The sequence below is a fragment of the Paeniglutamicibacter sp. Y32M11 genome (assembly GCF_019285735.1).
Classification (GTDB): Bacteria; Actinomycetota; Actinomycetes; order Actinomycetales; family Micrococcaceae; genus Paeniglutamicibacter.
The window spans coordinates 2,282,542-2,297,282 of the sequence record NZ_CP079107.1; the positions used below are offsets into that span (position 1 = coordinate 2,282,542).

Genomic DNA, 14,741 nt, shown 5'->3' on the forward strand with positions numbered 1-14,741 from the left:
AATCACCGGGGAATTAAGAAAGGGGGTCTTGTACGGAAATCCCTTGTGGATTTCGTACAAGACCCCCCTCGGTTATCGGGCGCGACTAGCTTTGCGCCGGATGGTTATGCTCCGTGGCTGCCCTTGCGGCGGAAGAGCAGGAATGCTCCCGCTGCAACCAACAGGGCACCACCGGTAGCGATGAACGGCAAAGCGACGTTCGGACCGGTGTTGGCCAGAGGATCTTTATCACCATTGTTGTTGGTGTTGCCCTGGGGTTCCACTGGTGCCTTGGTCGGCTCTTCAGTCGGCTCCGGCGAGGTCGTCGGCTTAGGAGACGTGGTCGGCTCTTCAGTCGGCTCAGGAGACGTGGTCGGCTGCTCAGTCGGCTCCGGCGAGGTCGTCGGCTCTTCAGTCGGCTCCGGCGAGGTCGTCGGCTCTTCAGTCGGCTCCGGCGAGGTCGTCGGCTCCTCAGTCGGCTCCGGCTTGGGCTCCGCGGCAACGTTGAACGTAATGCTTACAGCGGCCGAGGTAGCCTCGTCGATCACCTGGACGGCAGTGACCTTGTGGTCACCTTCGCCAAGATCGGACGGAACCATCACGGTCCAAGCGCCGTTGGCAACCTCCGCGGTCAATTCAACATCACCGATGGTCACCTTGACGGTGGCACCGTTGATACCGAAACCGCTAATCGAGGTCGGGGCCTTGTCGAAGGCGAAATCCTGGCCATCGGCCGGGGAATCAATCGACGGGGCAGCAGGAACAACCTTGAAGTCGCTCTTGACCGATGCGGAGGTATTCTCCCCCGAGGTCTGCACGGCGGTGATGCTGTGCGAACCGTAGCCAAGGATTTCGGTGAGCTTGATCGTCCACGTTCCGTCAGCTGCAACAACAACGTCCTGCGTGACCGAGCCGGTCAGCTTCACCGTGGCACCGGCAACGCCGGTACCCGAGATCTGCGACCGGGCGGAGGTGTAGGTCTTGCCATCGGCCGGAGCGGTGATGGCCGGTGAAACCAGCTGGACAGTGAAGGAACTGGTCGCTGCCTTAGAGGTTTCGCCGCCCTTTGCCTGCGTAGCCGAGATCGTGTGCTCGCCAAAGGACAGCGCGGTGGGAAGCTTGATGCTCCACTTTCCGTCGGCATCCACAACGGCGGTTCCCGTGGCATCGCCAGCGAGAGTAACCGTTGCTCCGACAACGCCGGTACCCGAAACGGTCGAAACCGGGGTGTTAAGCGTTGCGGCGTTCTTCGGGGTGCTGATGACCGGTGCGCCGATAACTACGTTGACCGACCCTGCGGTGATCTCCGACTCATTGAAGCCCTTGATGGTCTGCAGGGTGAAGTCGAACTTGCCGTAGTTCGCCGGTACCTTGAAGCTGAACGCTCCGGAGGCGACCTTAGCGGTCGCGACTGCTTTGCCGCCGGACATGACCTTGACGGTGGAGCCCGTTGGGGCTCCGGCAACGGTGCCGGTGATGGTTGAACCGGCGGCAACATCAGATCCCTGAGCGGGTGCCTTGACAACCGGCGCGTTCAGGAACATCGCGATCGAGTAGTTATCGGTGTGGTCCAGAGCATCAACGATGTCGGTGAAGTATGCACGTCCGCCTTCGGCGGGTGCAATGGCGCTGGTGACGCCGACAGCGGTACCGCCGGAAATCACCGATCCGCCCGAGTCACCCTCGTTGGCCTTGGCGTAGTCGACGTTTGGCATGCCGAAGCCGCGTACGCCGCGGGCATCGTCAGCACCGTTGTAGCCACCAACCAGGAAGATGCCGACTTCGTCAACGGTTCCGCAGGTCCAGCCGGTGGTTCGACCCGACTTGCAGATATCGGTACCTGCGACTGCTGCAGCAACGCCGGTGACCTTGGTGCCGTGGTCACGAACATCCGCCGTCGTCCAGTCGGAAACCAAGGCCTTCAGGGTCAGAGCCGGATTGATCTGGTCGATGACCGAGATATCGGTACCGACGTTGCCAAGGTCATCTACGCTCTGTGCGTCATCAAGACCGGTGACCGAGCTGTTGTTAGGTCCGCCAAATTGGGAGAACCCAAAGGTTCCAAGAGCCGCACCCGGTCCGGAGAATTCATTGGGGGCACTGTGCTCAAGGATCTGCACATCGGTGATGTCGCCGTCGTGCTCACAGTGACCTGCCGAAATGGCTGCTTCGTCGCCGCCGCCGTTATAGCCGGTGAAACCAATGGAACAAACGCTGTAACCGTTGGCATTTGGAGCACCGTAGCCCATGCCGCCGAGTACATCGGTGGACGCAGCAGTTTTTGCCGGTCCGTCGGCTACCTCGACGGTGACCTTGGTGTATTGCTCTGCGAACTCTTCGGCCGTCAGCTTGTCGCTGAAACGCAGGGACGAGGCCTTCGGGCTATCCGAAGTCTTCTTCTTTTCGGTTTCAGCTACGCCACCGGTGCGGATGACGAAGGTGCCGTCCGAGCTCTTCATGATGGCCTGCAACTGCGAAACAGCTTCTGGCTCAACTGCCGCAACGTAGGCGTCTAAGAGGGCGTCAACGTTTTTCGGGTTCGCCTTGGCCTGAACTTCCGGAGCAACCTCGGCCTTGATCTTCGGGCTTTCGGCAACCTTCAGGTCTTTGGACTTGGGAGTGCTGGATGCTTTGGCTTCCGCAGTACTGGGAGCCGTAGCTTCCGGCGCGATGGATGCTTTAGCTTCCCCGCTTGCATCCGCAACTGGGGCCGAAGAGGTATCGACCTTCGTCTCGGCTTCTTCCTCGGCAACGATGTCAACTTCGACGCCCGTGTCCTTAGTCAGCTCGTCAAGCTTCTCGGTGACGGCTTTTAGTGACGATGCAGCAACGGTGACGTTGATCTTTTTATCGGCAATCGCAAAGTCGGCTACCAGCTTGGCCTGCTTCAATTCCTTAGACAGTGTCTCAACAACCTCATTGAGCTCACCATTTTCGTAGAACTCTTCGATGCTGATGCCAAGATCGCGCTCAACAGCTTCTTCAAGTCCTTCAGGAAGCGTCGCTACATCCGGAGCGGTCGAAGACTCCGGGCTCGGCACGGCGGCAGATTCGCTGGACGTCGGTTCTGGGGTGGCAGTCGCGGTAGCGATAGCCGGGGCGGCCATGAAGCTGCTGCCAATCACTAGTGCGGTTGCGGCAGCGATACTGCCCCGCTTCAAGAGCGCACGTGATGAATCGTGCATATAGGGTCTCCCAATTCAAGGTGTGGAACCTCGCAGGTGTGTGCGCCAAAAATGTCTCTGAGACATCAGTTGGGCACACCGCGAGCAATGAGTGTTACCGAAACGAAACACTAACCTGTTTATATATCCAGACACAAACATCCGGGGTGCCTAAAATCCACCAGATGGAGTATTTGACGTATCAACTATCAATCGAAAATCCGCGCCATTCCGGGGCTAAATGGGAAAGAGGTCGTGGTCACATTTATCGACACGCCCGGGCGGAAATTTTCACGTCTCCATGCCGAATTATTCCGTAATTTACAGGTTTCATGCAGGTTGGTGTGAAACGTGAGAGTTCAACGGTGCGTCACGGGCGCCGGAGCATCAACACGTTTCGACGTCCAATTCTCAGCGGTCGGAAGTCGGAAGACTTGAAGTGGACGCCCCAAAAATTTAATCCACCATTAAGCGAAACTAATCGACGCGTCCCCCAGTTGATAAAGCGTCTCTTGAACGTGATGATTACGTTCTTTGCCCCGCAGAGGCTCTCGCCTCGGCATTTTTCAGCATCGACCCCAGAAATGAAAAAAGGTGGTCCGCCGATTGGCGGACCACCTCATTATTTCAAACTTGGGACTTCAGCCAGATCGCTGGCTGGCTCAAGTGTTCGGTTGCTATTCCTGGGCCAAATCACCTCGGTGACCCGGCCAAGGACTCGATCAAGATCGATCATTCCACCACCCGGGGCTCCGAGCAGTGAACGGGAGTCTTCGGATACCGACCGATGGTCGCCCATGACCCACAGACGCCCCTGCGGCACGTGAACGGTGAAGTTCATGTCACTGGGATTATCGCCGGTAAACACATAGGGCTCATCAACCGGGAATCCGTTAACGCTGAGACGACCATCCGAGCCACAGCAGTTGATGGTGTCCCCGCCGACTCCGATTATGCGCTTGACATAAATGGAGTCATTGCCCGTCAGACGCAGAGACCTGGCGAAGGAATCTATGGCGTTGGGTCGTTGATACGGAAGGAAGGAGCCCCGACCGTCGAAGACCACAACGTCGCCGCGCTGGATCTCGGCGTCCTTGTAGGCAAGTCGGTCCACCAACAGTCCGTCGCCCGGGTTGAGCGTCGATTCCATCGACGTTGAACCGATGTAGAAGAAGTCCACGACGGTGGCGCGAACAACAAGAGTGATGACCGCAGCGGCCACGAGCGCACCAACGACAAAGCGCCAGACCCGAGAACGGGACCGGCGCTTTGTCGAAGCGGAAAAACTATCCGATTCAGTAGGTTGATCCACGATGGATCCTCCCCTTTTACCCGAAGGTTTTCGAGGAGGGTTCTCGTTTTTCTTGCTACTTGGCGGCGCGGAAGTCGCGCTTTTCGCGGATCTTCGCGGCCTTGCCGTGGCGATCGCGCATGTAGAACAGCTTCGCGCGGCGAACGTCGCCGCGGGTTACCAGCTCGATCTTTTCGAGAACCGGGGTGTGTACCGGGAAGGTACGCTCCACGCCGACGCCGAAGGAGACCTTGCGAACCGTGAAGGTTTCGCGAACGCCGTCACCCTGGCGACCAAGGACGAAGCCCTGGAAGACCTGGACACGGGAGTTCTTGCCTTCAATGATGTTTACGAAAACCTTGACGGTGTCACCGGCGCGGAAGTCGGGGATATCGTTGCGCAGCGAGGCTGCATCGACAGAGTCGAGAATATGCATGAATGCATCTCCTAGATAGACGCCGCAGGTCACCTACCTTAGAAACGGACCGTTGATGTTCCTCACGAGGCACAAGGCCATCGAGGGAAAGATGTGGCGGTCCGGAGCTTGGTACCGCGATCCGTTTGCGGATCGGCAGTAGGCCCGGCTGTTGGTTCGTTCCCCCTGCGGCAGGAGCAGAACCCAGTAGACCCAAGAATCTATTTTGCCACAGACTACGGCTCATCGCCACGTTCTGTGGGTCGACAGGCTTGCGGGATGCTGCCGATAGCCCCATCCCGGCGGCAAATTACCTCTTCGGGCTCATTCCGGGTGGATTTGTGGTGCCCAATGTCATAAGCGGTGTGTGCAGCAAAGCTGTGATAGTTTCGTTTTGACCACACGGGGGCCCTCGCAAGGGCTGAGATCAAGCTGACGCAGCAAGAGACCGTTGAACCTGTCCGGGTCATGCCGGCGAAGGAAGTGAGTACTCCTTGAGCAACACCATTTCAGAGCACAACCCTGTCCAAAACGCTGCAGAGCCAGCCGAGACCCAATCCCTGAAGTCCCATTCGCTGGCCTATGTGGAGGATTCCGATTCGGGGATCCGGGTCCCTGTCACACAAATCGCCCTCGAGCCCTCCCCCGGTGGAAAACAAAACGCCCCCCTGCAGGTCTATCGCACCGCCGGGCCGGGCAGTGACCCGGTGGTAGGTCTGCCCGCATTCCGCAGCGCGTGGATCGAGGAGCGGGCCGACACCGCGAACTATGCCGGACGCGAAAGGAACCTGCTCGATGATGGGAAGTCGGCTCTGCGCCGCGGAAAGGCTTCTGCCGAATGGAAGGGAAGCCGTCCAGTCCCCCGTCGCGCTCTTTCTGGGCAGCGTGTGACCCAGATGCACTATGCCCGAGCCGGCGTCATTACTCCAGAGATGCGCTTCGTCGCGGTGCGCGAGAACTGCGACGTGGAATTGGTGCGCAGTGAGGTGGCGGCGGGCCGGGCCATCATCCCGGTGAACATCAACCACCCAGAGTCCGAACCGATGATCATTGGCAAGGCCTTCCTGGTGAAGATCAATGCAAACATCGGCAACTCGGCCGTCACCAGCTCCATCGCCGAGGAGGTGGACAAGATGCAGTGGGCCACCCTATGGGGAGCCGATACCGTGATGGATTTATCCACCGGCGATGACATCCACACCACCCGTGAATGGTTGATCCGAAATTCCCCCGTCCCCATCGGCACCGTACCGATCTATCAGGCGCTGGAAAAAGTTAATGGTGAGGCCAACGACCTGACCTGGGAGATCTTCCGCGACACGGTGATCGAACAGTGTGAGCAGGGTGTTGACTACATGACCATTCACGCCGGGGTGCTATTGCGCTACGTGCCGCTCTCGGCCAACCGGGTGACGGGCATCGTCTCGCGCGGTGGGGCCATCATGGCCGGCTGGTGCCTAGCCCACCACCAGGAGAACTTCCTGTATACGCACTTCGACGAGCTGTGCGAGATCTTTGCGCAGTACGACGTGGCGTTTTCGCTGGGCGACGGATTGCGCCCCGGCTCGATTGCCGATGCCAACGACGCGGCCCAGTTCGCCGAGCTGGACACCCTCGCGGAGCTAACGGCCAGAGCCTGGGAATACGACGTCCAGGTCATGGTCGAGGGACCCGGGCACATCCCCTTTCACCTGGTGCGCGAGAACGTTGAACGCCAGCAGGAGCTGTGCAAGGGTGCACCGTTCTACACCCTTGGCCCGTTGGTCACCGACATTGCCCCGGGTTATGACCACATCACCAGCGCCATCGGTGCCACCGAGATCGCTCGCTATGGCACGGCGATGCTCTGCTACGTGACCCCCAAGGAACACCTGGGTTTGCCCAATAAGGACGATGTGAAGACCGGAGTGATCACCTACAAGATCGCTGCCCATGCCGCGGATTTGGCCAAGGGCCACCCGGGAGCCTCCGAACGAGATGACGCGCTGTCCAAGGCCCGATTCGAGTTCCGTTGGCGCGACCAGTTTGCCCTGTCCTTGGATCCGGTGACGGCCGAGTCCTTCCACGATGAGACTCTGCCGGCCGAACCTGCCAAGACCGCACACTTCTGCTCCATGTGTGGACCGAAGTTCTGTTCCATGCGCATCAGCCAGGACATCCGGGACGAATATGGATCTGCCGACTCGCAAGCCGCCATCGCCGAGATGGTCGGTGGGATGCGTGAAAAGAGTCAGGAATTCTTGGCCTCCGGCGGCAAGGTCTATCTGCCCGAGCTCGAGGTTCCGACCCGAGCCTAACGCGAAGGCCTACCAATGAGACAAGGCTCCCGGATCCCACTTTCGTGGCGGCCGGGAGCCTTCATGGTTCCTTGTGGAACCTAGTCCTGATCGAGCTGGTCCTTGGGAATGATGTGTCCCTCCACCACGGCAAAGCCGTTGTGCCAGAGCGTGTCGCGGTCGTGGCGGTTCAGCGTGGATCCATCCAGCTGAACAATCATGTCCGGTCGTCGGATGGCGGTGCGTTCAAGCTGCTTGTTTCGGCGGAAGCGCGCGATCTTGCCGTGGTGTCCGGAGAGCAAGACCTCAGGGACCTCGCGGCCTTCCCACGTATCGGGCTTGGTGTACACCGGGTATTCAAGCAATCCATCGGAGTGCGATTCCTCGTCCAAGGAGGCGGGATTACCAATGACGCCGGGGATGAGTCGACCGATCGCCTCAACCATGGCCAAGACTGCTACTTCTCCCCCATTAAGCACGTAGTCGCCGATGGAGATGGGACGCACATCAAAGGCCTCGGAAGCGAATTCCAGGACGCGTTCGTCAATGCCCTCATAACGTCCGCAGGCGAACGCTAGGTGTGGTGCCTCGGCGAGGTCGTAGGCCATGCCCTGGTCGAAGACCGCACCGGCCGGTGAGGGGACGATGAGGATCGGCTTCTCACCGGTGGTCCGGACAACCGGTGACTCGGTGGCGATGCGATTGAGCACCGCGCCCCAGGGTTCCGGCTTCATCACCATGCCTGCGCCACCACCGTAGGGGGTGTCATCCGTGGTGCGGTGGCGGTCCGAGGTGTAATCGCGCAGATCGTGCACGTTCAGATCTAGCACCCCTTCCCGTCGGGCCTTGCCGATCAGCGACAGATCAAGGGCTGCTAGGTACTCGGGGAAGATCGAGACAACATCAATGCGCATGGGGCCTAGGCTTCCTGGGCCGGAGCGTCGGTCTCGGTGCCCTCTTCGCGGTTGATCTCGAAGAGACCAGCCGGCGGGGTCATCAGGATGTAGCCACCCTCAATGTTTACCTCCGGGACGATGCTCTCCACAAATGGGACGTAGACTTCTTCGCCATCGGTGGTCTTGATGACCAAGAGGTCCTGAACGTTGCCGGTGCGCAATGCGGAAACCTTGCCGAGCACGTTTTCTCCGACGCGGGCTTCAAGGTCCACGAGTTCGTGCTCGTACCAGCCCTCACCCTCGTCTTCGACCTCTTCGGTCTCGATGAAGAGCTTGGCGCCACGGACGGTCTCGGCAGCATTGCGGTCCAGCAGCTCGGCAAAGGCCAGCAGAAGAATTTCCTTGTTCCAGCGTGCGCCCTCGACGGTGAGCGTCTTGAACTTGGGGTGTTCAACCTCAAATACTTCACCTGGTGCAAAACGATCCTCGGGTGCATCGGTGAGCACCTGGACGGTCACCTCGCCGCGAATACCGTGGGGTTTGCCAATGCGGGCGACCTGGAGGCGCATGCGTTTTCTCCTTGAATACAAATTGGTGGGGTGTGCCAAGAATGACCGGCACGGGGCGTGTCCTCAAGGGATGGGCATCCCCGCCGGCACTTTCTTATTGTCAATCTTACGTGGGGGCGGGCACAGACCTCCCCTTGAAGCGCTGACGGTTGCGTCGCACTTTGGGCGTTAAACCACTTTGGTCCCACGATCCTTGACGGATGGTGGGACCAAAGTTACACAAACGTGTTTGGTGAGGCTGGCTACCGGCGTCGGTCCGTGTCGACTACGTCAACACGAATCGGTTCCTCCGCCAGTGCGGCTACCACGGTGCGCAACGCCTTAGCGGTGCGACCCTGACGACCAATGACCCGACCGAGATCCTCGGGGTGCACTCGCACCTCGAGGGTGTCACCACGACGATTACCCTTCAACGCAACCTGTACGTCTTCGGGAGTGTCTACGATGCCACGAACCAGGTGATCCAGCGCCTCAACGAGCACTGGTTACTCAGCCTCGGTTGCTTCTGCTTCAACCTCGGCAGCAGGCTTTTCGGCCTTCTTGGTGATGGCCTCGGGCAAGATGACCGAGCCCTTCTCCGGGATAACGAAAGCAGGCTTGGCTTCCTTGACGCGCAAGGTGCCTTCCTGGCCTTCGAGGCCCTTGAACTTCTGCCAGTCACCGGTGATCTTCAAGATAGCGGCAACCTGCTCGGTCGGCTGTGCGCCGACAGAGAGCCAGTACTGTGCACGATCGGACTTGACCTCGATGAACGAAGGCTCTTCGGTCGGGTGGTACTTGCCGATTTCTTCAATCGCACGGCCATCGCGCTTGGAGCGCGCATCCATGACGACGATACGGTAGTAAGGGGCGCGCATCTTGCCGAAACGCTTCAGACGAATTTTAACGGCCACGGTAGTGGTCACTCCTGTTTTCTCAACGTGTGCGAAGCTCTGTTTCTGCACCCGTGGGGCGGGCCATACCGCAGATCTTCAAAAGGACAGGATTTAACGCGGAAAGAGGGGCCACATCAAATCGAGTACTTGTCTATTATGCCAGAAAGTTTCGGCTTCCGGAGACCACCGGGGCATCACGTCTGTGGCCGTGTCGTAATCATCGGCGGCTGCGGGTCAAGACAGGTCATTTAGCGCTGCGGAAAACGCAGAACGTCCAGCGCCCGCGCTAGGCAGTTAACGGGCGAGCCTTCAACACCGCGCGCCCATCGAATCCATGCGGCGAAGCTGACGGTCGAATATGCCACCGACAGGTAGTGGGCCTCTTCTTGGCCAACTCCACATTGCACCAGGTAACCCGCGACCCGACCGCGCTGTTCTTCGAAGATCAGTGCTGATTGCGCCATGAGTTCGGCATGTTCGGATATCAGGCGCAGGCGCCCGCGAGTCACCTCGAGGTCTGGCAGTGAATCCACGATGGCAGCGGTGGAGGCCAGCAATCCCGCCTCAATTCCCATCCCGCTTCGCGCCGACTCTTCGAGCACGCGATCCGAAACGTCGACCGCACCCAGGGCGCCTCCCCAAACAATCGCGGATTTGCTCTCGAAATAGCGATAGAGACTCTTGCGTCCAATCCCTGCGTCGGCAGCAATTTCCGCCATCGACACGGCGTCATAACCGCGAGTGGCAAAAAGTTCGAGTGCGTGGCGCGCGACAGCCTCGGGATCAATGGTTGCGGGGCGCCCCGACGCGCGGAGCGATGGTTGTTGCGTCTGCTCTGGCATGACTACAAGTATGAACCATTGAATTATGACACTGTGTGTCATAACCTAGGCATGTCATAAATATTCCTAACGTGAGGGACCACAGCATGAGCACCGAAACCACCTGGCAGGAACAGATCACCCCCGGACGCTTCGCGGGTAAGACCATCATCGTGACGGGCGCCGGCTCGGGTATCGGCCAAGCCACGGCCCTGCGCATCGCCAAAGAGGGCGGAAAGGTTATTGCGGCCGACATCAGCGCCGAACGCCTTGATGCCCTGGTGAATGAACATCCCACCTTGGAGCTGCTGCCCGTGGCGGGCGACATCACCAGCGAAGAGGTGGTGGCTAAGGTCGTTGCTGCTACGCAAGGCACCGTTCACGGCCTGGCCAACGTCGCTGGCATCATGGACAAGTTTGAACCGATCCACGAGGTCCAGGACTCCACCTGGGAACGTGTCTTCAACGTCAATGTCACCTCCATCCTGCGCCTGAGCCGTGCGGTCGTCCCGCTCATGCTCGCGGCGGGCACCGGTTCGGTGGTGAACATCGCTTCGGAGGCAGGGATCCGCGGTTCGGCGGCGGGCGTGGCCTACACCGCCTCAAAACACGCGGTCGTTGGTATCACCAAAAACTCGGCCGTCATGTATGCCAAGGCGGGCCTACGCTTTAACGCCGTAGCGCCGGGTGCAACAATCACCAACATCGAGGCGCCCATGGATTCGGTGCACGCCCAGCAAGTTCTGGGACCCATCATGGGCACCATCATTCCCACCCCTGTGGCGGCAAACGAGCTGGCCGCCTCCATCACGTTCCTGCTCAGCGACGACGGCACAAACCTCAACGGTGTGATCCTGCCTTCGGACGGCGGCTGGTCCGCCATCTGAGCATCACCCGAAATTGGGGGGCTCACCTCTGCCGATGACGACCCACCCATCGTGCGCTGGTTTCGGAGGCCGCAACCAGCGCACCTTGATATATTCGATTCCTGCTCCGGGCTGAGACCGTCATCCCAGGGATCAAAGGACGATGAACGAGGCACACATGGCACCGGCAGATCACTGGAAGCGCGCCCAAGCCGGCGACCCCTTTTGGGACACTCAGCTCGCCGGACAAAACGATCCTCATGTGGCACCCATAAATCAACTCATCGAGTCCCTGCGCACGCACCACGACGGCGTCCGTTTGCCGCTCGCCGCGCCCTGGCACGGTGGGATTAACGCACCGGCACTTATCGTGCTCAACGACGCGGGAGAACCACGCGAAGAGACCAGCTTTATGTGCATCAGGAACCCGGACCGGGCAGCGGACCGCCAACGTCATCTGATGACCGAATTTGATATCAGCCCGACGGACTTTTGCCACTGGAACGGCTACCCGTGGCCCCGGCTTGATCCCAAACGAGACCTGACACCCGAGCAGGCCCTCACCGGCGGTCAAGCCCTGCTGGAAGTCATGGGCCTGATGCACGATCTGAAGCTGCTCTTGCTTCTGGGCCGCAAGGCCCAGGACGCAGCGGACGCCGTACTCCCCCAGCTTCAGGCAGAGCACCCCCGGGTGCACATCGTTCGTTCGCTTCACCCGCTCGGTGCCAAGCGCACCGTTGATCGCGAGGAACAAAAACGTGTCTGGGTGGCAATTGCCCAATACCTCCACGCTCCAGCCTCTTAAGGCCTCGCTAACGGGCACGACACAGGGGCTAAAAATCGAACCAACCGGTGCCCACTTCACCAAGAAACACGCAGATTCACGTGACCCCCGCTACCTCACGGCCCCGGGGCTATCGATTTGCCGCCCAGCCGTGCCATGCTTAGGGCTCCCCTCCCTCGAAATATTCATGAAAGAATTTCATGCCCCGCAAGATGATTGACCCCGATTTCAGGCACTCGCAGGAATCGGAGTTGTGGGCCGAACACGTTGCACCACTTAACTCCCTCGTTGAGGACCTGCGTGCAGCTACACCAGAGAATTCCGGCTCCGTACCCTATTTCGCACCCCTCAACGGCGGTACCGACGCCACCATCCTGTGCCTCATGCCGGCACCCGATGCCGAGCAACGCCCCTCCGAGGGCGAAGACCTCGTCTCCACCGAGGATGACAATGTCGCCTCCGAGGCCCTGACCACGCTGCTGGAAGGCTCGAACATCGATGCCAAGGAGGTGCTCGTCGCACACGCCTACCCCTGGTACCGCAGCGAAGAAGCTTCCGGACGCCTTACCGGCGCAGAAATGACCGCCGGGCTTGAGCCCATGAGCAAAATGCTACGGCTGGTGCCCAACCTGCGTGCCGTCATTCTCATGGGAAAGGGACCGGAAGAATTCTGGGGCAAAATCACCAAAAAATACCCCCAGGCGATTACCCGCATCACCGCCATCCCCAGCTTCTCTCCGGCCCCGCTCTCCTTGAGCGGCACCGCAGCGCAGCGCGAACAGCGCATCGCCCGACGGTCCGAAGCCATGCGTGAGGCCCGCTCGATCGTCCGCGCTCCGCGGGGTCCCCTGGGGCCCCGCCGCGAATCGATGGTGCGCGCCGAAGATTTGGGACCAGAGCACCTGAGCCGAGTCATTGAGGTCAGTGATGGCAACCAAACGCTACATGGCCCGTTGCTCAAGGCCTACCAGCCGAGCCCCGAGTGGCGGGTGACCCTGACGGTGGATGTGGCCGGGGCACGCCGCGCACTGGGCGTCAGCCCCGATACCTGGGTCCGTGTGTATCGCGGCGCAGGTATCCGCTAAGCGCGCCGGGTCCCAGGCCGAAACAAAAAATGCCTGTTTGCGAAGGAAATTTCCTTCGCAAACAGGCATTTTTCATAAGCTCTGGGTGGTGGCCGATGATCCTAGCCACGGAGCATCGCGACTACTTTGAAACCTTGCGCACGGGATCAAGAATGGTTTCCCCGGCCTTCGTGCGCTTTTCGGCGCGCTTTTCCTTGATCGACTTCGATGGTTTTTTGGTTTCTGCCTTGCGCGGTGACTTCGACATGTTGTGCCGTCCTAGCCGGGAATGCTCTGCATTCCCACGTTTTAGGGGAAAGTACCCCTACCGCTTCACCATACGCGCTATTCCGATGCGGCGGGCCAGAGCCAGCGGAATCAGCTCACGGCTCAAGGCTGCGGTTCGTACCGGGACAAAAAGGTCCCTAATTGGCCAGCCAAGCACGTGCCGCGGTAACCAACGCATCGATACCGACGTCCAACGTCGGCCGGATCAGCGGGGCAAAATACGGCGAGTGATTAGAGGGAATGTTCTCCGGCATCCGCCCGGTCGTGGCATAGTCCGCGAACAATTCCGGGGCAGCTCCACCCAATAACCAGTACACCAGTGGAACCTTAGCCGCCGTGGCCAGTACCCCCACATCCTCACTGCCCGAGACCGGTCCGGGGTCAATAAGATTCTTGGCGCCGAAGCGTGCACTGAGTGCCGCTGCCACTCGTGCAGAGGCCTCGGGCTCATTAAACGTGATGGGGAAATGTTCTTCCATGCTGATCACCGGTTGACGCGGTGATCCCGATGCCGCGGCTTCGCCGTTGACGACTCGTTCGATGGCTCCTAGAACCGTGGCTCGCACGCCCTCATCGAAGGTGCGCAGGCTCAAGCCGAGGGTAGCTTCGGAGGCAATGACGTTGTTCTTGGTGCCGGCATGAAGCTGACCCACCGTCAGCACTGCCTGATCACTTGACGCAAGTTCCCGTGAAATGATGCCCTGCAGCCGCATCGTGGTGGCAGCGGCTAAAAGCACCGGGTCGACGGTGGTTTCGGGACGCGAACCGTGGCCACCAACACCGTGCAGTGTGATGCTCAGCGAATCGGCTGCCGCCATGGCAACACCGGCATGCAGGCCCAGCCAACCGGCGGGGAAAGGCGCAACATGTTGGCCCAGGACCACATCCGGTTGCGGCACCTTCTCATAGAGCCCGTCCGCCACCATCGCCGCAGCTCCACCGCCGGCTTCCTCGGCAGGCTGGAAAAGCGCTATCAACGTCCCGGACCAGGTCGCGACCTCGGCCACCATCTTTTCGACGGCACCAAGCAGACACGTGACATGGACGTCGTGGCCGCAGGCATGCATCACCGGGACGGGCTGGCCATCTGAGTCGGTACCGACGGCAACGCTGGCGTAGTCAAGGCCCGTGGCCTCCAGTACCGGCAATCCGTCCATGTCGGCACGCAGCAGGACCGTCGGCCCGCTCCCGTTCTTCAGGACACCAACCACCCCGGTGCCGCCAATGCCGCTGTGAACCTCTAGTCCCAGCGCGGTCAGGTGCTCCAGAACAAGTGCTGCGGTGCGATGTTCCTGAAAGGAGAGCTCGGGGTTGGAGTGCAGGTCTCGATATAGGCTTTCGACGTTAATGCTCATTAAACGAGCTTATGCCTGGCATAGGCGATGCGTAACTAATTAGTGCGTGTCGCATTGCGAGCCAGATACGTCGAGGTCATTCGCTGAATAGCCCGTTT

At 60.0% G+C, this 14,741-nt stretch carries 14 protein-coding genes and 1 riboswitch; of the genes, 4 read left to right on the forward strand and 10 right to left on the reverse strand.

Going from position 1 to position 14,741, the window contains the following annotated elements; genetic code table 11:
• Window positions 1-104 precede the first annotated feature (104 nt).
• The 3 genes from KUF55_RS10075 to rplS all read right to left on the reverse strand — a co-directional run bounded on the left by KUF55_RS10075 (window position 105) and on the right by rplS (window position 4,870).
• On the reverse strand, window positions 105-3,164 hold the full coding sequence (locus KUF55_RS10075) for an Ig-like domain-containing protein (protein ID WP_218816537.1): 3,060 nt from the start codon (window positions 3,162-3,164) through the stop codon (window positions 105-107).
• Between the two features lie 601 nt (window positions 3,165-3,765).
• On the reverse strand, window positions 3,766-4,455 hold the full coding sequence (lepB, locus tag KUF55_RS10080; protein ID WP_218816538.1) for a signal peptidase I: 690 nt from the start codon (window positions 4,453-4,455) through the stop codon (window positions 3,766-3,768).
• Window positions 4,456-4,510: 55 nt separating this feature from the next.
• Window positions 4,511-4,870, reverse strand: coding sequence for a 50S ribosomal protein L19 (gene rplS / locus KUF55_RS10085; RefSeq protein ID WP_132357891.1), 360 nt, complete (start codon window positions 4,868-4,870; stop codon window positions 4,511-4,513).
• A gap of 371 nt (window positions 4,871-5,241) precedes the next feature.
• Window positions 5,242-5,349: riboswitch (TPP riboswitch) on the forward strand.
• On the opposite strand from rplS, the gene thiC reads away from it, so the two are divergent.
• Window positions 5,344-7,146, forward strand: coding sequence for a phosphomethylpyrimidine synthase ThiC (thiC, locus tag KUF55_RS10090; RefSeq protein ID WP_218816539.1), 1,803 nt, complete (start codon window positions 5,344-5,346; stop codon window positions 7,144-7,146). It overlaps the preceding riboswitch by 6 nt.
• Window positions 7,147-7,226: 80 nt before the next feature.
• Here the strand turns inward: thiC and trmD are convergent, their stop codons facing one another.
• The 5 genes from trmD to KUF55_RS10115 all read right to left on the reverse strand — a co-directional run bounded on the left by trmD (window position 7,227) and on the right by KUF55_RS10115 (window position 10,307).
• Complete coding sequence (gene trmD / locus KUF55_RS10095; protein ID WP_218816540.1) at window positions 7,227-8,039, reverse strand: tRNA (guanosine(37)-N1)-methyltransferase TrmD; 813 nt, start codon at window positions 8,037-8,039, stop codon at window positions 7,227-7,229.
• A 5-nt stretch (window positions 8,040-8,044) separates the two neighbouring features.
• Window positions 8,045-8,590 (reverse strand): ribosome maturation factor RimM, encoded by a 546-nt coding sequence (gene rimM, locus KUF55_RS10100; RefSeq protein ID WP_218816541.1) that lies wholly within the window; start codon window positions 8,588-8,590, stop codon window positions 8,045-8,047.
• A gap of 242 nt (window positions 8,591-8,832) precedes the next feature.
• Window positions 8,833-9,072, reverse strand: a complete 240-nt coding sequence (locus KUF55_RS10105) for an RNA-binding protein (RefSeq protein WP_132357898.1) — start codon at window positions 9,070-9,072, stop codon at window positions 8,833-8,835.
• 3 nt (window positions 9,073-9,075) lie between these two features.
• Entirely contained in the window at window positions 9,076-9,483 is a 408-nt protein-coding gene (gene rpsP / locus KUF55_RS10110) for a 30S ribosomal protein S16 (RefSeq protein ID WP_132357900.1), read from the reverse strand.
• Window positions 9,484-9,713: 230 nt separating this feature from the next.
• Window positions 9,714-10,307 carry a TetR family transcriptional regulator gene (locus KUF55_RS10115; RefSeq protein WP_218816542.1) on the reverse strand — a complete coding sequence of 198 codons (594 nt, stop codon included), beginning with the start codon at window positions 10,305-10,307 and terminating at the stop codon, window positions 9,714-9,716.
• A gap of 86 nt (window positions 10,308-10,393) precedes the next feature.
• Here KUF55_RS10115 and KUF55_RS10120 point away from each other — a divergent pair, with 86 nt between their 5' ends.
• The 3 genes from KUF55_RS10120 (at window position 10,394) to KUF55_RS10130 (ending at window position 13,021) form a co-directional block, all read left to right on the forward strand.
• Window positions 10,394-11,173: an SDR family NAD(P)-dependent oxidoreductase gene (locus tag KUF55_RS10120; RefSeq protein WP_132357902.1), complete on the forward strand. Its 780-nt coding sequence runs from the start codon at window positions 10,394-10,396 to the stop codon at window positions 11,171-11,173.
• A gap of 142 nt (window positions 11,174-11,315) precedes the next feature.
• Entirely contained in the window at window positions 11,316-11,957 is a 642-nt protein-coding gene (locus KUF55_RS10125; protein ID WP_218816543.1) for a hypothetical protein, read from the forward strand.
• 179 nt (window positions 11,958-12,136) lie between these two features.
• Window positions 12,137-13,021 carry a hypothetical protein gene (locus KUF55_RS10130; RefSeq protein WP_132357906.1) on the forward strand — a complete coding sequence of 295 codons (885 nt, stop codon included), beginning with the start codon at window positions 12,137-12,139 and terminating at the stop codon, window positions 13,019-13,021.
• Between the two features lie 121 nt (window positions 13,022-13,142).
• Here the strand turns inward: KUF55_RS10130 and KUF55_RS18755 are convergent, their stop codons facing one another.
• Entirely contained in the window at window positions 13,143-13,268 is a 126-nt protein-coding gene (locus KUF55_RS18755) for a hypothetical protein (protein WP_255556954.1), read from the reverse strand.
• A gap of 157 nt (window positions 13,269-13,425) precedes the next feature.
• The gene (locus KUF55_RS10135; RefSeq protein WP_218816544.1) at window positions 13,426-14,643 is read right to left on the reverse strand and encodes an amidohydrolase; all 1,218 of its coding nucleotides are present in this window, start codon (window positions 14,641-14,643) and stop codon (window positions 13,426-13,428) included.
• Window positions 14,644-14,741: the final 98 nt, after the last annotated feature.

What these genes read in the sequence shown, in the direction of transcription:
- KUF55_RS10075 (WP_218816537.1), bottom strand. Translation starts at nt 3,164, where the DNA reads ATGCACGATTCATCACGTGCGCTCTTGAAGCGGGGCAGTATCGCTGCC.
- rplS (WP_132357891.1), bottom strand. Translation starts at nt 4,870, where the DNA reads ATGCATATTCTCGACTCTGTCGATGCAGCCTCGCTGCGCAACGATATC.
- trmD (WP_218816540.1), bottom strand. Translation starts at nt 8,039, where the DNA reads ATGCGCATTGATGTTGTCTCGATCTTCCCCGAGTACCTAGCAGCCCTT.
- rimM (WP_218816541.1), bottom strand. Translation starts at nt 8,590, where the DNA reads ATGCGCCTCCAGGTCGCCCGCATTGGCAAACCCCACGGTATTCGCGGC.
- KUF55_RS10115 (WP_218816542.1), bottom strand. Translation starts at nt 10,307, where the DNA reads ATGCCAGAGCAGACGCAACAACCATCGCTCCGCGCGTCGGGGCGCCCC.
- KUF55_RS10120 (WP_132357902.1), top strand. Translation starts at nt 10,394, where the DNA reads ATGAGCACCGAAACCACCTGGCAGGAACAGATCACCCCCGGACGCTTC.
- KUF55_RS10125 (WP_218816543.1), top strand. Translation starts at nt 11,316, where the DNA reads ATGAACGAGGCACACATGGCACCGGCAGATCACTGGAAGCGCGCCCAA.
- KUF55_RS10130 (WP_132357906.1), top strand. Translation starts at nt 12,137, where the DNA reads ATGCCCCGCAAGATGATTGACCCCGATTTCAGGCACTCGCAGGAATCG.
- KUF55_RS18755 (WP_255556954.1), bottom strand. Translation starts at nt 13,268, where the DNA reads ATGTCGAAGTCACCGCGCAAGGCAGAAACCAAAAAACCATCGAAGTCG.
- KUF55_RS10135 (WP_218816544.1), bottom strand. Translation starts at nt 14,643, where the DNA reads ATGAGCATTAACGTCGAAAGCCTATATCGAGACCTGCACTCCAACCCC.